This is a genomic window from Pseudomonas sp. RIT-PI-S (assembly GCF_025642975.1).
Lineage (GTDB): Bacteria > Pseudomonadota > Gammaproteobacteria > Pseudomonadales > Pseudomonadaceae > Aquipseudomonas.
Window position 1 is genome coordinate 39,428 of sequence record NZ_JANZKJ010000013.1, and the last position, 20,149, is coordinate 59,576.

A 20,149-nucleotide genomic window follows, 5' to 3' on the forward strand; every position below is an offset into this window, starting at 1 on the left:
TATACCTAATCGGTTATATAGATATGCGATTCACCTTAAGACAGTTGCAGGTTTTCGTAGCGGTTGCCCAACAAGAAAGCGTGTCCCGTGCAGCGTCCATGCTGGCATTGTCCCAGTCGGCTGCTAGCACTTCAATTACCGAGCTGGAGCGCCAATCCAGCTGCCAACTTTTTGATCGAGCCGGCAAACGGCTAAGCCTGAACGCGTTGGGTCATCAGTTGCTGCCCAAGGCCGTGGCGTTGCTCGATCAGGCCAAGGAAATCGAAGACCTGCTCAACGGCAAGTCTGGCTTCGGCTCCCTGGCGGTGGGCGCTACCTTGACCATCGGCAACTACCTGGCGACGCTGCTGATCGGCAGTTTCATGCAGCGGCACCCGGAAAGCCAGGTCAAGCTACACGTTCATAACACCGCGCATATCGTGCAACAGGTTGCCCAGCACGAGCTGGACCTGGGACTGATCGAGGGCGACTGTCACCATGGGGACATCGCCGTCCAGCCCTGGGTGGAGGATGAGCTGGCGGTGTTCTGCTCGCCATCCCACCCCTTGGCAGCCAAGGGTGAGGCCCGCGTGGAAGAGCTGGTCAGCGAAGCCTGGATCCTTCGCGAACAGGGTTCAGGCACGCGCCTGACCTTCGACCAGGCACTGCGTCATCATCGCTCGATGCTCAACGTACGGCTCGAGCTGGAGCATACCGAGGCGATCAAGCGCGCGGTCGAATCCGGCCTGGGGATCGGTTGCGTGTCTCGTCTGGCCCTGCGCGATGCCTTCCGCCGGGGCAGCCTTGTGCATATCGCCACCCCCGAGCTGGACCTGGCCCGGCAGTTCTTTTTCATCTGGCACAAACAGAAGTACCAAACGTGCGCCATGCGCGAGTTTCTCGAACTGTGCCGGGCGTTTACCGCGGGGGTACGGCGCAGCGACGAGATCGTGCTGCAGCCGGTCGCCTAAAGAAGGATCACCGCCCACACCGCCCCAATCAGCCCGAGAGCTACGAATTGTGCGGCGCTGCCCATGTCCTTGGCGTTCTTGGACAACGGATGGCGCTCTAGGGAAATGCGGTCCACGGTGGCTTCGATTGCGGAATTAAGCAGCTCGACGATCAAGGCCACCAGGCAGGCGAGGATCATCACGGCCCGTTCGACCCGGCTGACGGGCAGCAAAAAGCTCACAGGGATAAGTATCACGTTGAGCAATACGAGCTGGCGGAACGCCGCTTCGCCGGTGAACGCGGCGCGCAAGCCATCGAAGGAGTACCCGGCGGCGTTGAAGATTCGTTTCAGGCCACTGTGGCCCTTGAAAGGTGACATGAACAGGCCCTACGGTTGGGGTGCTGCACCTTACCTGATGAACGCGGGCGATGCAGCTGCCGCGCGGCTCATTTTCAGCCGCCGGCCACCGAGGCCAACTGCTGCAAGAGCAACGCCGCCTGGGTGCGGGTGCGTACCCCAAGCTTGCGGAAGATCGCCGTCACATGGGCCTTTATCGTCGCTTCCGATACTCCCAGCTCAAAGGCGATCTGCTTGTTCAGCAGGCCTTCACAGACCATGGTCAACACCCTGAACTGTTGCGGTGTGAGGCTAGCCAGCCCCTCTCCCGCCGCGCGCGCCTGCGCGCTGACCTCGACCGGCTCGAATGCCTGTGCCGGCCACCAGTCATCGCCCTGCAATACTGCCTGCACGGCCTCCTGAATGACTTCCAGCGAGCTCGACTTGGGGATGAAGCCGCTTGCGCCGAACTCGCGCGCGCGCACCACCACGGAGGGTTCGTCCTGGGCGGATATCATCACCACAGGCACCTGGGGGTATTGCCCCCGCAGCAGCACCAGGCCGGAAAACCCATAGGCGCCTGGCATGTTCAGGTCGAGCAATACCAGGTCCCAGTCGTCCTTTTGCGCCAGCCGGGCTTCGAGCTCGGCAATGCTTTCGGCTTCCGACACCCTCGCCGAGGGACCAAGCCCCAAGGTCAGCGCCTGACGCAGCGCACTGCGAAAAAGCGGGTGGTCATCGGCGATCAGAATGTCGTGGCTGGGCATCAGGTGCGGGGTCCTGTGTGAACGGGCAAGGCACGGCGGCGACAGCGCGGCCTGACGTGGCGATTCGCCGCAGCTGAACCGGCGCCAAGCATGCCGAGGCAAGCGGGGGTGGTCAAGTTGCCTGCACTAGGGCAGAGTTCGCCCCCTGGTTGTTCAAGGATCGAATGATGCAACGCCAAGCCCTACGCGCTGACCTGTTGATGCTGCTCACCGCGATGATCTGGGGGTCCGGGTTCATTGCGCAGACTACGGGCATGAAGCACATTGGCCCCTTCCTTTATTCCGGCTTGCGTTTCGCGCTGGGCTCGGCCTGCCTGCTACCCCTGCTTTATTGGCGCGGCCGACAGCTATCAAGGTCAGTTGCCCAGCCTCGCGGGCAATGGGCCGCCGGTGCTGCCATGGGCTTGGCGTTAGCCCTAGGGATCAACCTGCAGCAGTTTGGGCTGCAATTCACCACCGTCACCAATGCCGGATTCATCACCGGCCTGTATGTGATCGTGGTGCCGGCTGTGAGCTTGCTGCTTGGGCAGGCGACTGGCGCCGGCACTTGGCTCGGTGCCTGCCTTGCCGTTGCAGGCATGTATCTGCTCAGCGTCAATGAGCACTTCGAAGTCGCTGCCGGGGATTGGCTGCAGTTGGTCGGGGCATTCGTGTGGGCCGGCCATGTGTTGCTTGTGGGCTATTTTGCCAGCCGGTATGACGTGATCCGCCTGGCGTTTATTCAGTTCGCGGTGTGCGCACTAGCCAGCCTTGCCCTGGCGCTGCTGTTCGAGCCGCTGGATGGCCAGGCGATACTTGCCGCGGCGCCGGCTGTAGCCTACGGCGGCATGGTTGCCGCGGCCTTGGGTTATACCTTGCAGGTCATTGCCCAGCGGCATGCCATTACCTCCCATGCCGCTATCATCTTCTCGCTCGAGGCCGTATTTGCGGCCATTGCCGCAACCCTGTGCCTGGGCGAGGTGCTCAGCCCCCGCGGTTACCTGGGCTGTGCCGTGATGCTGGCCGGCATGCTGGTCGCTCAGCTATGGCCGTCGAGGTCACACCCGGTGGCAGCCTGAGCTACCCCGCGCTGGGCACCGGCAAGCCGCGCTTGGCGGCAAGATAATGAGCACTGAACAGGTCCAGCCAGCGGTCCAGGGCTTCAGCGGCTTGGGTTTGGCCCGCCAGCCCCAGGCACATCGCTGCTACCTCAGCCGTGCAAAAGTGGTCATCCCGGCGCGAGCGTCGTAAGCGGTAGCGGGAAATCTCTTCCGGCGCCAGGCTGAGCACGGGGAAACGGTCCAGATAAGGGCTTTTGCGGAACATTTTTCGCGCCTCGGTCCAGGTCGCATCCAGCAGGATGAACAACGGCCGCTTGCCGGGCACCGGGCATACTTCACTGACCACGCGGCTCTGCGGTTCGACGAACTCACCGGGAAATACCAGGTAAGGCTGGAAACGCTCATCAGCGAGCAGCGTTAGCAGTTGCGACTCCACCTGAGTCCGTTGCCAGCCAAAGGCGAAGGTATCAGTCACGACATCGGCAATCAGCCAGCCGGTATTGGTCGGCTTGAGTGCCTCCACGTCATGCATCAGCAGGCATACACCCACATCGCTCGCTACCATGGGTTGCAGAGCGCACAGGCAATGGCTTGGGAGAACTCGGCAGCGCGGGCAGCGAGGGCTTTTCGAACCTCTGGCAATAAAGGGCCGGGTACTGCGCGCCAAGCGCTCGGCGCGCAGGCGAAAAACGGCATGGGACATGTGGCGGCCCGTTGGAAGGCAAAGATGCATTCTATCATCGCGCCTTGCTATGAGCGCGCCTGCCTCGTTCCACACAGGGTTCCACCGGGGTATATACTGCCCTGCCCCGGCCGGAACACCGGCGGGCGGGGCCGGTCCAACAGGCTCGCGCCCTGGGGCGCCATCTGATCGAGGAGGTTTCATGCCACGCTTCACCATCGCTGTTTCCCTGCTTCTGGCCATGCCGCTAGGCATTGCACAGGCGGCTTCCCTACAGAATTACGAGCTGACCAAAACCCTCGAAAAAGTAGCGAAGGAAAGCAGCGTGGGCACGCCTCGGGCTATCAACGAGGACATTATCGACAGTGGCTACACGGTCAAGGGCAATGAGCTAATCAACCATCTTGAGGTGCGTGCCAGCCATGCAGTGAAGATGCGCGAGAACCCGCGAGACGTTTACTTGCAGCTAGGGGCGAGCGTCTGCCGTAACCCGGGCTACCAGCAGCTGATGGCCCAAGGTGCGGTCATGCGCTACGACTTCACCGAATATAAAACCAAGAAACCTGTTACGACCCAGCGCTATACCGCTGCCGATTGCGGTAAAAAGCCCTGATCCATCCTTGCCTTTGTACGGCTGTCTGCTTCTGCCTGTTTGGCAAAATCCGGTTGCGAAGTACGTTTCCCCCAGAGATGATCGACCAGTGATCAATCACAGCTTGGTGCGATCATCCTCGGGGGCTTGAACCGGGATAAACGCACCCTTGGCGCTGCCCCGGTTAGCGCATCGGGCAGCCGTCCTGAAGTCGAAGGAGAGGTTGCATGCCCTACCAGCCAAACGAGTCCCTCACGAATCACTTCAAAGCCAACGGCGAAGACATGCTGGAAGCCGTTGAATCCCAACTTGCCCGGCTAGCGCCGGACAGCCCGAATATCCCTCTTTATCGAGACATGCTGCTGACGGTCCTGCGCATGGCACAAGAAGACCGCAACCGCTGGAACGCCAAGATCGTTCTCCAGACCTTGCGTGAACTCGATCATGCATTCCGCATTCTGGAAACCCACAAGGGCCGGCGTAAAGTTACCGTATTCGGCTCGGCCCGCACGCCGCGTGAGCATCCTGTGTATGCGCTGGCGCAAGCATTGGGCGAAGCACTTGCTCAGGCAGACCTCATGGTCATCACAGGCGCAGGCGGTGGCATCATGGCTGCGGCGCATGAAGGCGCGGGGCGTGAACACAGCCTGGGTTTCAACATCACCCTGCCGTTCGAACAGCATGCCAACGCGATCGTAGACGGCACGGACCGCCTGCTGCCGTTCCACTTCTTCTTTGTGCGCAAGTTGTTCTTCGTCAAGGAAGCTGACGCCCTGGTGCTCTGCCCCGGCGGCTTCGGCACCCTGGACGAAGCACTGGAAGTGCTCACGCTGATCCAGACCGGCAAAAGCCCTCTGGTGCCAGTTGTTCTGCTGGATGCACCGGGCGGTACTTTCTGGGAGGGTGCGCTGACCTTTATCCGCGAGCAATTGGAAGCCAATCACTACATCTTGCCCAGTGACTTGAAGCTGATGCGCCTGGTGTACAGCGCGGAAGAGGCGGTAGAGGAAATCAATCGCTTCTACGCTAACTTCCATTCCACCCGGTGGCTCAAGAACCTATTCATCGTTCGCATGCGTCGCCCATTGAACAGTGAAGCACTTGCTCAACTCGACGCAGCTTTCAAAGACCTGAAGCTGAGCGGCTCGTTCGAGCAGCATGTGTCTGCCCCTGAACATGCGGACGAACCCGAGTTGTATCACTTGGCCAGGCTGACATTTGCCTTCAATGGCCGCAATCAAGGCCGGCTAAGAGAATTGGTAGACTTCATCAACGTTCCGGAACATTGGGCGTAGGCGACCTCAATTCAGTCGCGACCGCTCATGAGCCGGCCGATCAGGTCCATTGAATAACCTCGATACAGAAGGAAACGGGTTTGCCGAGCCCGTTCCTTCGTATCCATCGGCAGTTCGCCTGCGAACTTACGCTGCCATACTTCGCGAAGTAACGATGCCCAATCGAAACCACAACTACGGAGGGCCTCATCCACGTCTGAACGGGATAAACCTCGTTGCGTCAGCTCCTCACGGATACGCGCGGGGCCATAGCCGGAGCGGGCACGGTAATTGATAAAGCTTTCAAGATAGCGGGCCTCTGAGAGAAGCCCTTCTTCGGCAAGACGATCAAGCGCGGGGGCGATGAGCTCAGCAGGTGCGCCCCGCTGTCGAAGCTTCCGCTCCAACTCAACACGCCCATGCTCACGGCGCGCCAGGAGATCCATTGCGGCCCGACGCACGGCAACCGCTGTATCGAGGGCTATGGTTGCCATGTGACCTGCCGCGGTCCTGCCCTGTGCTTACCGAGTGCCAAATCAGAAGTCGTTTTCGGCGTCGACTACTTCATCAGCCGCCACGGCGCCTTTCTTCGGCTCAGGCGCGGCTCCGCTGTTAAGCAGCTTGTCGCGAATCTGCTTCTCCAGCGCAGCCTTGACCTCGGGATTTTCCTCAAGATATTTCGCTGCGTTGGCTTTGCCCTGGCCAATCTTGTTGCCTTGGTAGGCATACCAGGCACCCGATTTATCGATGAAACCATTGGCTACGCCGAGGTCGATGATTTCACCGTTCAGGTAGATGCCCTTGCCGTACAGAATCTGGAACTCAGCCTGACGGAACGGAGGGGATACCTTGTTCTTGACGACCTTGACGCGGGTTTCGCTACCCACGATGTCGTCCCCTTCCTTCACCGAGCCTGTGCGACGGATATCGAGGCGAACGGAAGCGTAGAACTTAAGGGCGTTACCACCGGTGGTGGTTTCTGGGCTACCGAACATCACGCCGATTTTCATGCGGATCTGGTTGATGAAAATAACCAGGCAGTTAGCGGTCTTGATGTTGCCGGTAATCTTGCGAAGCGCTTGAGACATCAGGCGGGCCTGCAGACCCACGTGCATGTCGCCCATCTCGCCCTCGATTTCGGCTTTGGGCACCAGCGCGGCCACCGAGTCCACAATGATCACGTCCACGGCATTGGAGCGCACCAGCATGTCGGTGATTTCCAGCGCTTGTTCGCCAGTGTCTGGCTGCGAGACCAGCAGGTCGTCGACATTGACGCCCAGCTTGCCGGCGTACTCAGGGTCCAGCGCGTGCTCCGCGTCGACGAAGGCACAGGTAGCGCCATTGCGCTGCGCCTGAGCGATGACGGAAAGGGTCAGCGTGGTTTTACCCGACGATTCCGGCCCGTAGATTTCAACGATCCGCCCCTTTGGCAAGCCGCCGATGCCCAAGGCGATGTCCAGCCCGAGCGAGCCAGTGGAGATGGCAGGTATAGCCGAACGCTCATGGTCGCCCATGCGCATGACCGCGCCCTTGCCAAACTGACGTTCGATTTGACCCAAGGCCGCAGCCAAGGCACGCTTCTTGTTGTCGTCCATTGATTCCTCACGATTTCGACAAGGCCGACAGCGCGCCGCGCGCGACCTGCATTGGCCAATAACTGTATAAGTAGACAGTATTATTCCACACCTTCGGCGGATCGCCTACCCCCGCCCTGGTTTTTCTCCGCTGGCCAGCGCCAGCAAGCCTTGTAGGGCAACGATCACTGTCTGGTGGCGCACGGCGTGTCGATCGCCGCTGAATTGACGACGCTCCGTGAACAGAAGCTCGCCATCAGCCCAAGCGAACCACACCGTCCCCACCGGCTTTTCTTCGGACCCTCCACCTGGCCCTGCCACCCCGCTGACCGCCACCGAGAAACGCGCCTGCGCATGGCGACTGGCGCCCAGGGCCATCGCTCGCACTACCGGCTCGCTGACAGCCCCAACCTCGGCGAAGAGGGCTTCAGGAACCTGCAATTGGCGCTGTTTTTGCCGGTTCGAATACGTGACATAGCCTGCCTCGAACCACGCGGAACTGCCCGCCACCCGGGTGATAGCCTCGGCGATGCCGCCACCGGTACAGGATTCAGCTGTGGTTACGGCGGCACCCAGTGCCTGCAGGCGGCTACCCAGGCTGGTAGCCAAGTGAGTGATGTCATCCATCGGAAATCCTCGATACGCTGAACTTGAACGCCGCTAGCTACGGCGCCGCAGGGAAGACTTTCCAACGCCGGCGCAAACTTGTCCACGACCAATACGCAACCGGGAATTGCCAGGCTGCACACACATAGGCCGCACTATGGGTTTCTGCCGCTGAAAGCTATATCGACCGTAAGCGAATGAAACAATCAAACCCCAGCGATCTCCGCTAAAGATAATTGCCGGCCAATATTGAAAGAGTGAATGTTTCCTGCGTTTCGTCGGTGCAAGTGAGCACTACCGGCGCACCTCAGTCATACCCTATGCATGATCGGTTTTTAACCAAAGGAGTAATATCATGACTGACAAAAAACAAGATCCTTCGATGACTACTCAGGAAGCGGGCAGGAAAGGCGGCGAAGCGACGGCCGATACCCACGACAAAGAGTTCTATCAAGAAATTGGCAGCAAAGGCGGCCAGACGTCTGGTGGGCAACGCGATACCCAGCAAGATATGCAGCAAGGTAGCAAGGGTAGCGATAATCGGGGCAACTTCGCCGACGATCCTCAACGCGCCGCTGAAGCCGGCCGCAAAGGCGGCCAAACTTCGGGCAGCCAGCGCGACTTGCAGCAAAATATGGAGTCCGGTAGCCGAGGCGCCGATAAAAACAGCGGCAATTTTGCCAACGATCGGGAAAAGGCATCTGAAGCAGGCCAGAAAGGCGGCCAAAACAGCCCAGGCGGAAACCGTCAATAACTGCGCCACTAATTAAAAGGCAGCGATTCAAGAGCCCGGCGACGCCCGGGCTCTGTCTGTCGCTAGATAGCTGGAATAGCGGCATTTAGTTTTAACCAAATATTGATCTAAATCAAAACTAAAACATTGACCCACTGCTTCGCTACTGTAGCTTCATTCTCTAAGTCTATCGATATCAAAGGCATATTGAAGCCTTTGCGGGATCGTCGAGGCTTCCGCCCGCTGCAACCCCGGTTAAAACCGCACCCACGCAGCGATACCCATTCTGATCTACACCGCCACGGAGCTGCCAACGGCCTACACGGCCAGCCTCTTCCACCTTGCCCGGGTGGTTCTTCCTTCATCACGGTCTGCAGCATCATCCCCCTGGTCCATTGCTCAGTACGTCGTAGGCACTTTCACAGGCCAGCCCGGCTATTCGGGCTCGGTCATACGCTTCAGCGAGTTCTCCCGCTCTTTGGTCAGCGCGCTTGTACAGGTCGGAGAGCACCATGGCGGCGCGGGTGGCTGCCTCGCCTCGGCGGGCAACGCCGGGATCACCGGGGGAGCAACTGGCTCCGGCGGCAAGCTTGTCGGCTGCCTCGCGCACCCGCTGGCCAGCACCAGTAGCCCCAGCCACATCGGCGGCCAGCGCCGCGCTTTTTTGCCTTGCATTGCTGCCCACCTCGTTGACGGCCGTCTGCCGGCGCTGTTCTTCCGTTCGTGCATTACCCTCCGCCGCGGCGCGGGCCTTTGCCTGGAGCGCCTGCTGGTCCGCGGCCTTCGCTTTCCAGCGGGCGTCGGCGATCGTCTCCCCGTGGCGGTATGCACCGAACAACGCGCCGGCGATCAACGCCAGCACAAGAAGCACGGCGCCGGCATAGCCGAGCAGCTTCCATTGCAGGGCTGTCACGCGAGCACCTTCTTTGCCTGCTCATACAGCGCCACGCGCTCGGGCAAGCCATTCAGACCGCCGTTGATCTTTCGCGTGATCGCCTCGAAGTCGCCGGTGTCGGCCAGTTCGTTCAGGCGGTGCGTGGACCAGTACCAGCCGGCGGACATCGCCGCCCACTGCGGCTGCTCAAGCAGCTGCGGCTGATTCAGCAGGCGATCGTCCCGGAACAGCGCCAGGCTGCAGGCCAGGTAATTGTCCCGGCCGGTGACCTGGATCAGCCCCCTGCCGCGGTACATCTGCCCGTCGCCGTCGGCGGCAGGCGTGTTGCCCAGGCGCTTTGCCAGCGTGCCGGTGTCGTACCGGGCCAGGTAGGCGTCATCGCCCAGCTCCTTGGCGTACCGCAACTGGCCGGATTCGTGTCCGATCTGGGCGAGGAAGGCCCCCACGCGCTGGGTGGTGTTGATGCCGTAGTAGGCGATGGCCGAGTTCAGCGGCCCGACGTACGTTGCCGCGCGGCTGCCCGCCTTGGGCATGATGCGCAGCAGTTGCTCTTCGGTGATCTGCATGGTTTCTCCGGGCATAAAAAAACCCGCCTCAAGCGGGCGGGTTGATCGCATCATTCAAGGCAGGACTACACTCCAAACTCTTCCAATGGAGATCTCATCATGAACAACGGGACTTTATGGAAGGGTAGTTTCCACCTGAAGCATTCCTTCTATTGCTTGGTATCAATTGCTTTACTCGCTTGTGCTAGCCCATCGCATACAACCGCTGTTTTTATGGCCGCCAATTGTCCGCTAGGGAATGGCTCGGAATACCCTCCTGGGGGCGTCCATCGATGGTGTACCGGCGAACCAACTATAGGAGGGGGATGTTCCAGAGCATTTATGTGTAAAAAATGCAATGGCCCAGACTGGGGCGCGCCTTACAATTGTCCATAGCGGCTCGAGCCGCCCAGGCGGACGCCCGCCCAAAATAGGAAGGTGCGCCAACGCGCAGTACCATCGCCGCTCCGCATCGCGCGGCTTAATACGGCATCGCAATCAATGCGGGGCAGCAGCGCCGTGCTGTAAAGCCAGTCGTGGAGGATGGCCGCGCGCATGCCGTAGCCGACCGCCAGGCCGTAGAGCGCCAGGGCACCGGCGGCGACCGCCCAGCACACCGCGACGGCCCAGGCCAGATGCGCGAAGAACATCCTAGCACCACCGCAGACAGAGCAGCCCACCTGCAGATCTCGCGCAGCACGCGCACTGAGGCCAGGTCGCTGACGAAGGTTTCAGGCACGATCAGTTCGCCGTGCTCGGGGTCGTTGAACACCAGCGGCTCCAAGAGCTGGAAGCGCCAGCGGCTAATCTGGCGCGTCGCGGCGCCGGCGGCGAATTTGCCGGGCGCAAGCATCACGATGGCCACCCCTCGTCAAGCATGGCTTCCGTGTAGCTGCCCTGCTTCATTGCTGTCAGCAACTCGGCCTCCCTGTCGAAGCACGCCTGCACATGGGCACGCATAGCCATCGCAATGCCCAGGAGGGTCTGAGCATCAAGCTTCACGAAGGTATCTCCAGCTTTCCAGTTGCAGGTGTAAGAAGCATCCAGGCTTGCGGCCAATGCCGCACCGGTGATCAGCGCCTGACTGTCGCGGTCGCTGTCGACGCTGATGCCGTTAATCTTGATACCTGCGGCCTCCGCCACGTAGCGACGAGCGGCGATATCAGCCCGTTTCTGTTCATCGGTCTTGGTCGGTGCCTGGGGGGCTGCGAACTTTTTCTTGGCATAGGTCCAGCCAATATCGACGCCGTCGACGCCTTCACAGCTCACCCACACCAGGTCAGGGTGAAACAAGGTGGAGATATCGGCGTCTGTTTCGAACAGCTCGGCGACTAGGCCGTTCTCGACGCGTGCGTAATGAGTCATCAGTAATACTCCCGGATCACGCAGCAACCGTTGCCGCCTTTGCCGCTGTTGTAGGCTGTCGTCGTGGAAACCGAATAAACGCCGCTGCCACCACCGCCCCGGCTGCCGTCGTTACCATTGGAGTTGACCGATTGGGCTACGCCGCCGTAACCCATTGCCGACCGGCCGCCTGCGCCACCATGGCTTGCAGTGCCCTGATACGGGTTGTTCTCGCCATACGCGCCATCTTCACCAGCACAGCTTGGAAACACTCCGTCAGCAGCGGCGCGCCCGCCCACGCCAGCGGAGCTGACGAAGAGGTTTGTGCTTGCCGACACCGTGCGCGTACCGCCAGTCCCACCCAATGCAGAAAGGTATGTGCCGAATGAGGAGGTGCCACCGACATTGCCGCCTGCCTGACTCCCAGCGCCACCGGCGCCGATGGTGATCGGCACGCCCGTCGCGCGCATGGTGTCGGTTACGTCGAGCAGCGAATGGGCATAGCCGCCCGCCCCTCCACCACCGCCCACGCTGGCGTTTCCGCTGCTAAGCGCCGCCGAGCCAGCGCCGCTGCCCCCGCCGCCCACTAGCTCTACTTCAACCCTGCGGACTTGCGCAGCTGGGTAGTAGGTGGAGGTGACATCGAAGATCCACACACGCAGCAGCCGGCCCTGTTGTGCACTGCCGCCCGTGGCGCTCAGCAACAGCCAGGCATCGAGCGCGGAGCTGTATTGAACGGTAATGAAACCTGCCGCGGTGATCTCCCCCCCAATCAGAGGCGCGCCCGCGCTCAAGATAATCGGCTTTGCAGTCACGCTATCCGGCGCAAAGGTAGCCGCGCCTGTATTAGCTGTTTTGGCCTTGAAGCGCAGTATCAGCCCATCAGCCAACGCCGTGACTTTCGGGGTGTAAGCGGCTTTATAGGTGTTGGCGGTGCCCGTATCCACAGCGTAACTGGCGGCGCCTGTTTGATCGATTTGCCGAATGGCCGTGAGCAGTTGATCCGACTGCCCCTCCGCTGGCGTTAGATTGGCCGCCTGGATAACTGCCAGCATTTCATCGGTGACGGCATTTCCCCAGGCCGAGGGAATCAGCGACCCCACAACCCCACTCGCCGCGTTTTCGTCGACGAACTTCCCGCCTACCAGTCCCACATTGGGCACGCTCTTGGGATAATCCACGTTCTTTCCTCAGTTGTAATTGATATGCGAAAGGGTGTGCGCTGGGGCGTAGCGCTGAATCAGGCACTCCAGGGCGCTGCCTGGGTTGGTGCCGAAACGCTCGCCCCAGTAGCTGGCGCCGAAGCGGCGGCCGACCCGCTGGCGGCCACCGGTGTTCAGGGTCCACATGAACTGCGCACCCCAGGTGCCGAAGTGCGCCCGCCCGAACCGGGACTTGCCGAACCGGGGCGTACGGTGCTGGGTGACGGTGGCATTCGGGTAGCCCTGGCCCTTGGCGATGCTCACGAAGTAGGCGGCGGTCTGTCCCCCCACCGCGGTGAGCCGCTGCTGCACGGCGAGCTGCCGGTCGCCGAATGACGGCGAGCTGCCCAGGCAGGCGTCGGGCAGGCCCATGACCGCTTCCCAGTCCGGCACCAGTTCGCTGACCGTGGCGGGGTTCATTTCACCGCACAGCGCCACCACGCGGGCGTCGATGCGGGCTAGCTCGGCGGCAATCCCCGCTAGAACCAGACCAAGCTCGGGCGCCCGCTCGGGGTCCCATGCCGGCCCGATGGGCAACAGCGCCTGCAGCTGTGCTCGGTACTGCTCGGCTGTCCTCACTGCTGCCATGTGAAGGCTCCCAGGGTGAGGAGTTGGTTGGCCGCCGCTGGCACATCGCCCGCCGGGCTCACCACCACGTTGTCCGTCTCCCCTTCGGCGCCGCTGACGGCTTCGCGAATGTGGCTGATCAGCAGGCTTTCACCCAGGCCCGCCTCGCGCTCGTGCAGGTCCGCCAGCTCGGCGATCACTGCGGCGCGCACGGCGGTGGTGTCTGGGGTGAGCTTGATGGTGTAGTTCACTGCCTTCAGCGCCGGTGCCAGCACGTAGACCTCAGCGGTCACCGGCGCGCGGGCGCGGATATAGGCCAGTACCGTAGCGATTTCATTGGCATCGGGGATGATGTCGGGATCGCCGTCGCGCACGAAGAACACGGCCACGGTCCCCGGTCCCATGTAGTTCGGCACGGCCCAGGCCCGGGTAACCCCGGCGCATTCCAGCGCCCATGTGACGTAATCGTCGGCGTCGCCGCCGTGCGGAATGACCCGGTAGCTGCGCACCACCCGGGCGCGCAACGATTCGATGGATTCCTGTTCCGTGCCGCCGGTGAGCCCGGGCGCGAGCACGGTGAAGGTTTCGTCCACGCCCACCACCGGCTGCACCAGGTTCAGTATCTGGCCCTGAGCAGCGTTGCCCAGCGCACCACCGGCCACGGCTTCGAGGTTGGCCGTATTGGCGCCGGCGCTCGTCGTCACTGCCGTGGCCACCCGATATTGCCGGCCATCGCTGGCCTGCAGCACCTGGTCGGCGTCCAGCACGGCGCCGGCGGCGGCCTGGAAGGTAGCGGTGCCGCTAGCGCGCGTGGCATCGATGCGCGGCGTTTCCAGCCGCAGCAGCGCCTCGCGCACCAGCGTGGCCTCGTCGGCGGTATCGGGAAGTATCTGGTTGGCGGCCCAGGCGATGTACCCATACAGCCCGTAGGCGGCGCCGCTGATGGCCCGGGCTAGGACCTGGGCGTCGGATTGGCGTAATGCCTCGCTGGCCAGGTCGGCCGCGGTGCGGCTGATCAGCGTGGGCAGGGACGGTGTTTCAAACGGCATAGAGCACCTGCCAATTCTCGTTGGGATATAGGGACAGCCGCTCGCCCGTAGGCAGTGTCAGCACGGCACCCAGGTTCAGCCGGTTGGCGCCGGCGCGCTCGGTGAGGATCTGCACGTCGAGGACTTGGCCATCATCGAGCAGCCATTGCAGGGCCTCGCGGGCGTAGGTGATGGCGGCACTAATGGTTTCCGGCAGCAACTTGCGACGACGCAGCAGCCACAACCGCGAGCCGATGCGGTCATTGGCCACCAGCGGGAAGCTGTCCCCCCACCAGCCGTAGCGCTCGTCGTCGTCGAGCAGGTCGCCCGGTTTGGCCCGGCGCCACGTGAACCAGCTGATTTCCACCGCGCGCCGAAGGCTGGTTTCCTGATCGTCGAAGGTGATCACGGTCACGCACCACCCCCTGGGATAGGCGCGCCGCTCTGGTCGGTGCCCTGCTTCACGCCCGCGTGCAGGTGGTTGATCTGGCTGACGCCGCCGGCGACTTGGTCACCCTGGCTTACGATCCGGCCGGTCTGGTTGATGACCGGGGCGTCGATGTTCACGGCCGTCGCCGCGCGGATGTTCAGCGTGCCCGTCTCGATGTCGATGATCCGGCCCCGTTTGAGGTGGATCTTGTCGCCCTCGTCGGTATAAATGGCCACTTCGCCGGCTTGCAAAGCTGTCAGCCGATAGCGGCGGTCGGCGACCACCACCACTACACCATGGGAACGATCCCCGCCCATGAAGGCCGCCAACCCTTCGGCACCTTCGTGAGGGCAGCTGGTGAAGCCGTAGGGCTCCAGGTGTTCCATGCTGTCTTTCACTTCGCCGTGAGTGAGGCGCATCTGCAGGGCTTGCATCTTGGTGGTGGGCTTGGCCAGCGCCACCACGCCGCGGGTGAGCATGTTCATCAGTCGAGTCATGTGTCTTTCCAGGTTGCGGGCAATAGGCATTCGAAGCCGTCGTGCTTCTTCACTTCGCAGTGTTCGTGGGAGCGTCCGGCTCTTGCAGGTAGCCTTCGGGCGGGCCGACACGCAGACGACACAGGGTGCCTTGCTCTGTCAGCTGGTAGGTCACTTCGGCAATCAGCATGTCGCGATCAAACCCGAGCAGTGGGTCGATGACACGAACGAGGGTGTTGGGCAGCCAAAGCGCCCCGTTCGCCTGGCGCCAGCCCTGCACCGTGTAAGTGGTTTCGAATACTTTGCCCAGGGCAGTACCGCGCTCCCAATTGGCCCGGTCGGCCGCCAGCTTGTCGCTAAGCTGGCCGCTTTGATGGATGACTTTCACCCGCTTGCGGGCAATGCGTGGGTCGCTGACCGAGCCGTGGACTTCGGTGATGGTCTGGCCAAAATCCTTGTCGCTGCCCGAGCGCTGCCCGATCACCCGGTATTCGGAAAACACCCGGGAAAAGTCGAGCGGCGCATCGCCGGTCAGCACATTGCGCCCTAGCTCGAGCGACTCAGCGGCACGGCCGGCGCTGCCCACCTCGGCCAGCACCACTTGGCCGCGGGCATTATCGGTGCTCAATATCCGGTAGAGCGTCAGCAGCCGGTCAATGGATTCGAACGCGGTTTCGCCGGGTTCGATGGTGTGGTCGGCCAGGCTGCCGGTGGTGGCGATCTCGCTTATGACGCTGAGGTCATACTCCCCAGCAATGGCCTGGACGATTTTCTGCACGCCCAGACCCTTCCACTGGCTGGGCTTGTTGATAGCACCACAATCGACCAGGTCAGCAGTCAGCGAGCGGCCGGTGATCGACGTGGTGACCTTTTCGTGGTTGTAGCTGATCGGCGTGGCATCCACCCAGCCCGTCACCACCAGGTCGCCGCCGATGCGCACCTCGCAGCGAGCGCCCTGCTTCACCGGGCGCAACACATTCTGCCCGGGCCACTTCCAGGTAATGCCAATGTTGAAGCTGCGCGCCTGACGTTCCAGGCCTGCGCTGATTTCCACGGATGTCCAGCCGGAATAGTCCAGACCGTCGACGGTCAGGATCACGGCCGTCGAGGGATCGGACATGCGGTATTACTCCCGGGCGACTTGCAAAGGCAACGCCGGCACAAAGCCGGGATGCGTGATCTTGTTGCGTTGGATGACTTCCCCCTCGCGAGTGGCATCGCCAAAGCGCCGGTACGCCAGCACCAACGCAGGCAGGGTTTGCAGCGGTGTCACGGTGACCAACTGCACGCCCGACGCCGCCACGGCGCTAAGGTGCCGGATGACCTGCTGCCGGGCAGCGTTGATCACCGGGTAATAGGTGGCATCAGCCTTGAGCGATGCCTGCCAGAAGGCATCGTCCAACGCATCACGGGCGGCGATCACATCATTGGCGACCGGTACTTCGGCACGCTCCACCGGAGCGATGGTTTGCTGCTCCAGCGAAGCGGTGGTCTCGTCGGCCGCAGGCGGGGTAACCACGGGCATTTGTGCCACGGTGGCCGTGGCCTGAACCAGCAAGGCGTCCTGCACCAAGTTGGCCAAGGCCTGCGCGGCTGCGGTGGTATCCGCGCCGCTGGATGAGCCGACCGAATTGATGCTCGCTGCACCCTCGGCCTGGCTGGAGACAGTGGCCACCGCGCTGCTGTAGTTGTTGAACGCCGCGGCGCCAGCGCTGGTGCTCTTGCCCGAGCTGCCGGACGTCAACGACGAGAGGCGCAGGTCACTGAAGTAGCCGCTGAACAGGCTGGACAGGGAGCCCGGCGAATTCTTGAGGCTCTGCGCCATTGCATTGATCGACCCGACCGCACCAGTGAGCGGCGAGAACTGGCTGCCGATCACGAGGAACACCCCGCTCAGGCGATTCTGTAGGCCAACCAGGTTGATCCGCGCCGCATCGACCTTCGCCATGGCAGCTTTATAACGGTCCAGGGCACCGCTCCAGTAGCTGGCGGATGTCTGCGCCACCAAGCGGGCGGTATTGGCCTTCACCGACGGATTGAGCGGCGCATTACCCGGGTAGAACGTCAGGTCAAAAGTGACCATGCCGCCTTCGCGGCGGCTGTGTGACATCTCGCATTGGCCCGGAACTACGGACAGCTGCCCCAGCCAGGGATGCACCAAGGTGCCCTCTCCTTCGGTTTCCAGCGCCTTCAGCAATTTGTCGCGGCGCTCGAAGCAGTCGGCACCGATGATGAACGCCCGAACCTTGTGCACGCGGGCCACTTTGCCCATCTGCTCGGCGTAGGCTTTGTCCCGCTTGGGGTATTCATGCAGTTGCACCTTGCGGCCAACCGGGACCGAGGTGTCCTCAATGAGGAACGTCTCGCCTCGGAAGGACGCGGGCAGCAGCTGCTCACGCCAGGTATCTGCCATTTATGGTGCTCCGGAGAGGGTTCGGTAACCGACGTTAGTGGTGACTTTCAGGCCCGGCTGGTTGGTCTGGGCTGGTTGCGGCCGAAGGCCAGGGGGCGCGTTCTCGAACCGCACGACCAAGGCCCCGTCGAGCTGAGCCTTGCCAGCGCCACTGATGAGCAAGCTCCCCGGTGCCGGTAAATTGGGCCGGTTCAGCAGCTCGCTGGTTGCGGGCACGCCGGTGGCCAGATTCAACTGCTGCTGGCGCTGCAAAGCAGCCCCAGGCGCTCCGGCGCGAACCATCGAGCCGTCGCCGCTCAGGGGCCCGGCGTTGCGCAGGTTCCGGGCATCGGCCATCGCCTGTACCCGCTCAGCGAGCGTGCCGCCCTCGCCCGCATCTATACCGATCGCCTTGAGGATCGGCTTCACTTTGTCGAGCAATCCCTGAATGAAGCCAACGATTGGCTCCCAGTTCCTCACGATCATCCCGAGCGGTGACCAGGCGAACATCTGCTTCAGCAGATCCCACACCGGCACGCTGTAGGCCTTGATCAGCTCCCAAAACGCTTCGAAGAATGGGCCGACTTTGTCCCAGTTGGCGATGATGAGGCCCGCGGCGGCCGCCATGCCAACGGCGATCAGCCCAATGGGGGTCGCGGCGAAGGCCACGCCCATGACTTGAGCGGCGACCGTAGCCGCCACCACCGCGACCCGCATGGCCGTGAAGGCGATGCTGGCGGCGGTGATGCCCCTGACCAAGGCAGGATTGGCCTGGGTTAATTCCGCAACGTGGCTGATCCATGGTTGAAGCGAGTTCACTACCTCATTGATGCCGGGCAACAACGCCGTGCCCATGGCCCTAACCACACTGGCAACACTGTTACGCAGAAGCGTCAGATTGTGCTCGGTGGTACCGGCGCGGGAGGCGTATTCCCTATCCACCGAGCCGGCGTACTGGGAAGCGTCACCGACGTTATTCAGATTGCGCTTGAGCAGCTCAAGGTTCGCCAAAAGCGAGGCGACGGCAGTGACAGACTCGGTGCCAAACAGGGAGCCCAACACTCCGGCTTGTTTGGCCCCTTCCACGCCGCCGACTCGATTCAAAAGGTCCAGGATCGTTCCTTGAGCATCGGTCTGCATGGCATGGGCGACCTGCTCGGCGTCCAACCGCAGTGCCTTGAATGCCTGCGCTTGGCTCTTCGTGGCGGCAGATCCTTGGGTCATGGCGAGCATGAAGTTTTTGATGCCCGTGGCCGCGACGTCTTGCTCAACACCCGCACCGACCATCGTTGCGCCCATCGCCGCGATCTGCCCAGTCGCCGGACCGGCAGCCTTGCCCAGCGGACCCACACGCGTCACGACGTCCGAAATCTGCCGGGTGTTGGCGCCCCCGGTACTGCCCAAGTAGTTGATACGGTCAGCGAGGCCCACCACATCAGCCTGGGTCATTTTGAAGGAGGTCCGCCACCTGGCCATCATATCGCCGCTTTGCTCGGCTGTTTGGCCGAAGGCGATGCCCACCTTTACGGCATCTTCCGCGAAGCCCAGCAGCTCGCCACGCGCGATGCCAGCCTGCCCCCCGGCCGCAACGAGCTTGGCGATATCGTTGGCGGTCATCGGGAGTTTCTCGGACAGTTTGCCAATGTCGTCCCCCATTTGGGCAAACTGTGTCGGGTTATCGAAGTTGACCACCTTGTGCAAATCGGCCATCGCGGATTCGAACTGGATGGCGGCCTTGGCCCCTGCAATCAGCGGAGCGGCCAAGGGAGCACGGGTGATCAGGTCGCTGAAGCCCACCTTGCCCAAACCCGTGCTTTCCAGCTCCTCGCGAAACTTGGACACGTTCTTGCGGATGCTAGCCAGGGTCGGCGACAGCTTGTCGACGCCGGTGATCAGCGTCGTAAGCTGAAAATTGTCTGCCATCAGTCCACCTGCAACGTTCGGTTAATGCGCTGAGCCTGGGCCAGCGACTCGAGGAAAATGCCTAGCGGCCTGGCCATGATCTGTTCGGGATCAACCTTCCAGAAGTAGGCCAGGTCGTAGGCCAGCTCGATCAGGCCTTCAACGTCCCCGATGCCGGCATCATGAAAAAACCTGCGACTTGCCAAGCCAGGGTGTTCAGGTCGGCGAGATCCAGCTGGTTAACCGAGGAGGGGGGGATGCCCGCGCATACCGAGATGTATTTGGCCGCCGCATCGAGATCCAGGCTGATGGCTTCATCCTTGTCGACCTTGTAGGGCAGCACTTTGATAGCCCGGGCCTCCTGCGGCGTCGGCCGGCGCAGCGTAAGCTCAGACAGCTGCTCGCCGTGCGCCTGAATAGGGGCGCTCAGCCTGAACGAATCACTCGCGGTGATTGCTTGGGTTTCCTCACTCACGACCATACCCCCTTGATGCCATCGAACTGCAATTCAGTGGTGCCTTCGTCGCCCTTGCCGGTGGGCTGGGCCACCAGGTAAGCGCCGGAGAGCGTGTAGACCCTGCCGCTTTTGAATTCCACGGTGACGGTCATGTCGGTACCTTCCACTAGCTTTTGAAGCGGAAAGCCCGACGTGAGCAGCGGGGTGATTTTCACGAACGGCGCCTTGTCCTCTTCCTTGAAAAACCCGGGCACAACCGTTTCCCGGGTCTTGTCCATCAGCGGCGCTTCAGCGCCGCCTTTAAGGGTCAACTGCGTACCGTCAACCTTGACGTAGCAGGTACCTGCAACTTTCTGCCCCATAGCTGGGCCTCCAA

Annotated in this window: 25 protein-coding genes; 5 read left to right on the plus strand and 20 right to left on the minus strand. The window is 62.1% G+C overall.

Going from position 1 to position 20,149, the window contains the following annotated elements; translation table 11 throughout:
* Window positions 1–23: 23 nt before the first annotated feature.
* On the plus strand, window positions 24–950 hold the full coding sequence (locus OGL93_RS17205) for a LysR family transcriptional regulator (RefSeq protein WP_263264019.1): 927 nt from the start codon (window positions 24–26) through the stop codon (window positions 948–950).
* Here the strand turns inward: OGL93_RS17205 and OGL93_RS17210 are convergent.
* A complete protein-coding gene (locus OGL93_RS17210; protein WP_263264124.1) occupies window positions 947–1,315 on the minus strand; it encodes a diacylglycerol kinase in 369 nt (122 codons plus the stop codon). The genes OGL93_RS17205 and OGL93_RS17210 overlap by 4 nt on opposite strands.
* Window positions 1,316–1,383: 68 nt before the next feature.
* The gene (gene erdR / locus OGL93_RS17215) at window positions 1,384–2,034 is read right to left on the minus strand and encodes a response regulator transcription factor ErdR (RefSeq protein WP_263264020.1); all 651 of its coding nucleotides are present in this window, start codon (window positions 2,032–2,034) and stop codon (window positions 1,384–1,386) included.
* Between the two features lie 167 nt (window positions 2,035–2,201).
* On the opposite strand from erdR, the gene OGL93_RS17220 reads away from it, so the two are divergent.
* On the plus strand, window positions 2,202–3,092 hold the full coding sequence (locus OGL93_RS17220; protein WP_263264021.1) for a DMT family transporter: 891 nt from the start codon (window positions 2,202–2,204) through the stop codon (window positions 3,090–3,092).
* A 1-nt stretch (window position 3,093) separates the two neighbouring features.
* Here OGL93_RS17220 and OGL93_RS17225 read toward each other — a convergent pair whose 3' ends face one another.
* The gene (locus OGL93_RS17225) at window positions 3,094–3,777 is read right to left on the minus strand and encodes a tRNA-uridine aminocarboxypropyltransferase (protein WP_263264022.1); all 684 of its coding nucleotides are present in this window, start codon (window positions 3,775–3,777) and stop codon (window positions 3,094–3,096) included.
* 181 nt (window positions 3,778–3,958) lie between these two features.
* Between OGL93_RS17225 and OGL93_RS17230 the strand changes: the two genes are divergently transcribed.
* Both OGL93_RS17230 and OGL93_RS17235 read left to right on the plus strand, forming a co-directional pair.
* Window positions 3,959–4,369, plus strand: a complete 411-nt coding sequence (locus tag OGL93_RS17230; RefSeq protein ID WP_263264023.1) for a quorum-sensing-regulated virulence factor family protein — start codon at window positions 3,959–3,961, stop codon at window positions 4,367–4,369.
* 206 nt (window positions 4,370–4,575) lie between these two features.
* Window positions 4,576–5,643 carry an LOG family protein gene (locus OGL93_RS17235; RefSeq protein WP_263264024.1) on the plus strand — a complete coding sequence of 356 codons (1,068 nt, stop codon included), beginning with the start codon at window positions 4,576–4,578 and terminating at the stop codon, window positions 5,641–5,643.
* Between the two features lie 11 nt (window positions 5,644–5,654).
* Here the strand turns inward: OGL93_RS17235 and recX are convergent, their stop codons facing one another.
* The 3 genes from recX to OGL93_RS17250 form a co-directional block, all read right to left on the minus strand.
* Window positions 5,655–6,116: a recombination regulator RecX gene (gene recX / locus OGL93_RS17240; RefSeq protein ID WP_263264025.1), complete on the minus strand. Its 462-nt coding sequence runs from the start codon at window positions 6,114–6,116 to the stop codon at window positions 5,655–5,657.
* 42 nt (window positions 6,117–6,158) lie between these two features.
* Window positions 6,159–7,217 carry a recombinase RecA gene (gene recA, locus OGL93_RS17245; RefSeq protein WP_263264026.1) on the minus strand — a complete coding sequence of 353 codons (1,059 nt, stop codon included), beginning with the start codon at window positions 7,215–7,217 and terminating at the stop codon, window positions 6,159–6,161.
* A gap of 105 nt (window positions 7,218–7,322) precedes the next feature.
* Window positions 7,323–7,823 (minus strand): nicotinamide-nucleotide amidohydrolase family protein, encoded by a 501-nt coding sequence (locus OGL93_RS17250; protein ID WP_263264027.1) that lies wholly within the window; start codon window positions 7,821–7,823, stop codon window positions 7,323–7,325.
* 334 nt (window positions 7,824–8,157) lie between these two features.
* Between OGL93_RS17250 and OGL93_RS17255 the strand changes: the two genes are divergently transcribed.
* The gene (locus OGL93_RS17255; protein WP_263264028.1) at window positions 8,158–8,556 is read left to right on the plus strand and encodes a general stress protein; all 399 of its coding nucleotides are present in this window, start codon (window positions 8,158–8,160) and stop codon (window positions 8,554–8,556) included.
* A 358-nt stretch (window positions 8,557–8,914) separates the two neighbouring features.
* Here OGL93_RS17255 and OGL93_RS17260 read toward each other — a convergent pair whose 3' ends face one another.
* The 14 genes from OGL93_RS17260 to OGL93_RS17325 form a co-directional block, all read right to left on the minus strand.
* On the minus strand, window positions 8,915–9,448 hold the full coding sequence (locus OGL93_RS17260) for a DUF2514 domain-containing protein (RefSeq protein ID WP_263264029.1): 534 nt from the start codon (window positions 9,446–9,448) through the stop codon (window positions 8,915–8,917).
* Window positions 9,445–9,996 carry a glycoside hydrolase family 19 protein gene (locus tag OGL93_RS17265; protein ID WP_263264030.1) on the minus strand — a complete coding sequence of 184 codons (552 nt, stop codon included), beginning with the start codon at window positions 9,994–9,996 and terminating at the stop codon, window positions 9,445–9,447. The genes OGL93_RS17260 and OGL93_RS17265 overlap by 4 nt, the downstream gene beginning before the upstream one ends.
* A gap of 359 nt (window positions 9,997–10,355) precedes the next feature.
* Window positions 10,356–10,625, minus strand: coding sequence for a DUF1353 domain-containing protein (locus OGL93_RS17270; protein WP_263264031.1), 270 nt, complete (start codon window positions 10,623–10,625; stop codon window positions 10,356–10,358).
* A 202-nt stretch (window positions 10,626–10,827) separates the two neighbouring features.
* A complete protein-coding gene (locus OGL93_RS17275) occupies window positions 10,828–11,340 on the minus strand; it encodes a DUF4376 domain-containing protein (protein WP_263264032.1) in 513 nt (170 codons plus the stop codon).
* Window positions 11,340–12,500, minus strand: a complete 1,161-nt coding sequence (locus tag OGL93_RS17280; protein WP_263264033.1) for a hypothetical protein — start codon at window positions 12,498–12,500, stop codon at window positions 11,340–11,342. Before OGL93_RS17280 ends, OGL93_RS17275 begins: the two co-directional genes overlap by 1 nt.
* 9 nt (window positions 12,501–12,509) lie before the next feature.
* Window positions 12,510–13,109, minus strand: coding sequence for a YmfQ family protein (locus OGL93_RS17285; protein ID WP_263264034.1), 600 nt, complete (start codon window positions 13,107–13,109; stop codon window positions 12,510–12,512).
* The gene (locus OGL93_RS17290; protein WP_263264035.1) at window positions 13,097–14,137 is read right to left on the minus strand and encodes a baseplate J/gp47 family protein; all 1,041 of its coding nucleotides are present in this window, start codon (window positions 14,135–14,137) and stop codon (window positions 13,097–13,099) included. Before OGL93_RS17290 ends, OGL93_RS17285 begins: the two co-directional genes overlap by 13 nt.
* The gene (locus tag OGL93_RS17295; protein ID WP_263264125.1) at window positions 14,127–14,525 is read right to left on the minus strand and encodes a phage GP46 family protein; all 399 of its coding nucleotides are present in this window, start codon (window positions 14,523–14,525) and stop codon (window positions 14,127–14,129) included. The genes OGL93_RS17290 and OGL93_RS17295 overlap by 11 nt, the downstream gene beginning before the upstream one ends.
* Before the next feature lie 2 nt (window positions 14,526–14,527).
* Window positions 14,528–15,043, minus strand: coding sequence for a phage baseplate assembly protein V (locus tag OGL93_RS17300; protein ID WP_263264036.1), 516 nt, complete (start codon window positions 15,041–15,043; stop codon window positions 14,528–14,530).
* Window positions 15,044–15,092: 49 nt separating this feature from the next.
* Window positions 15,093–16,142: a phage baseplate assembly protein gene (locus tag OGL93_RS17305; protein ID WP_263264037.1), complete on the minus strand. Its 1,050-nt coding sequence runs from the start codon at window positions 16,140–16,142 to the stop codon at window positions 15,093–15,095.
* Window positions 16,143–16,148: 6 nt separating this feature from the next.
* Window positions 16,149–17,435: a DNA circularization N-terminal domain-containing protein gene (locus OGL93_RS17310; protein WP_263264038.1), complete on the minus strand. Its 1,287-nt coding sequence runs from the start codon at window positions 17,433–17,435 to the stop codon at window positions 16,149–16,151.
* Window positions 17,436–19,211, minus strand: coding sequence for a phage tail tape measure protein (locus tag OGL93_RS17315; RefSeq protein ID WP_263264126.1), 1,776 nt, complete (start codon window positions 19,209–19,211; stop codon window positions 17,436–17,438).
* Between the two features lie 256 nt (window positions 19,212–19,467).
* On the minus strand, window positions 19,468–19,791 hold the full coding sequence (locus OGL93_RS17320; protein WP_263264039.1) for a phage tail assembly protein: 324 nt from the start codon (window positions 19,789–19,791) through the stop codon (window positions 19,468–19,470).
* Window positions 19,788–20,135 carry a phage tail tube protein gene (locus OGL93_RS17325; protein ID WP_263264040.1) on the minus strand — a complete coding sequence of 116 codons (348 nt, stop codon included), beginning with the start codon at window positions 20,133–20,135 and terminating at the stop codon, window positions 19,788–19,790. Before OGL93_RS17325 ends, OGL93_RS17320 begins: the two co-directional genes overlap by 4 nt.
* Window positions 20,136–20,149: the final 14 nt, after the last annotated feature.

Coding starts and splice junctions, on each gene's coding strand:
- OGL93_RS17205 (WP_263264019.1), top strand. CDS start 24: ATGCGATTCACCTTAAGACAGTTGCAGGTTTTCGTAGCGGTTGCCCAA.
- erdR (WP_263264020.1), bottom strand. CDS start 2,034: ATGCCCAGCCACGACATTCTGATCGCCGATGACCACCCGCTTTTTCGC.
- OGL93_RS17220 (WP_263264021.1), top strand. CDS start 2,202: ATGCAACGCCAAGCCCTACGCGCTGACCTGTTGATGCTGCTCACCGCG.
- OGL93_RS17225 (WP_263264022.1), bottom strand. CDS start 3,777: ATGTCCCATGCCGTTTTTCGCCTGCGCGCCGAGCGCTTGGCGCGCAGT.
- OGL93_RS17230 (WP_263264023.1), top strand. CDS start 3,959: ATGCCACGCTTCACCATCGCTGTTTCCCTGCTTCTGGCCATGCCGCTA.
- OGL93_RS17235 (WP_263264024.1), top strand. CDS start 4,576: ATGCCCTACCAGCCAAACGAGTCCCTCACGAATCACTTCAAAGCCAAC.
- recX (WP_263264025.1), bottom strand. CDS start 6,116: ATGGCAACCATAGCCCTCGATACAGCGGTTGCCGTGCGTCGGGCCGCA.
- recA (WP_263264026.1), bottom strand. CDS start 7,217: ATGGACGACAACAAGAAGCGTGCCTTGGCTGCGGCCTTGGGTCAAATC.
- OGL93_RS17250 (WP_263264027.1), bottom strand. CDS start 7,823: ATGGATGACATCACTCACTTGGCTACCAGCCTGGGTAGCCGCCTGCAG.
- OGL93_RS17255 (WP_263264028.1), top strand. CDS start 8,158: ATGACTGACAAAAAACAAGATCCTTCGATGACTACTCAGGAAGCGGGC.
- OGL93_RS17265 (WP_263264030.1), bottom strand. CDS start 9,996: ATGCAGATCACCGAAGAGCAACTGCTGCGCATCATGCCCAAGGCGGGC.
- OGL93_RS17270 (WP_263264031.1), bottom strand. CDS start 10,625: ATGTTCTTCGCGCATCTGGCCTGGGCCGTCGCGGTGTGCTGGGCGGTC.
- OGL93_RS17275 (WP_263264032.1), bottom strand. CDS start 11,340: ATGACTCATTACGCACGCGTCGAGAACGGCCTAGTCGCCGAGCTGTTC.
- OGL93_RS17285 (WP_263264034.1), bottom strand. CDS start 13,109: ATGGCAGCAGTGAGGACAGCCGAGCAGTACCGAGCACAGCTGCAGGCG.
- OGL93_RS17290 (WP_263264035.1), bottom strand. CDS start 14,137: ATGCCGTTTGAAACACCGTCCCTGCCCACGCTGATCAGCCGCACCGCG.
- OGL93_RS17300 (WP_263264036.1), bottom strand. CDS start 15,043: ATGACTCGACTGATGAACATGCTCACCCGCGGCGTGGTGGCGCTGGCC.
- OGL93_RS17305 (WP_263264037.1), bottom strand. CDS start 16,142: ATGTCCGATCCCTCGACGGCCGTGATCCTGACCGTCGACGGTCTGGAC.
- OGL93_RS17310 (WP_263264038.1), bottom strand. CDS start 17,435: ATGGCAGATACCTGGCGTGAGCAGCTGCTGCCCGCGTCCTTCCGAGGC.
- OGL93_RS17325 (WP_263264040.1), bottom strand. CDS start 20,135: ATGGGGCAGAAAGTTGCAGGTACCTGCTACGTCAAGGTTGACGGTACG.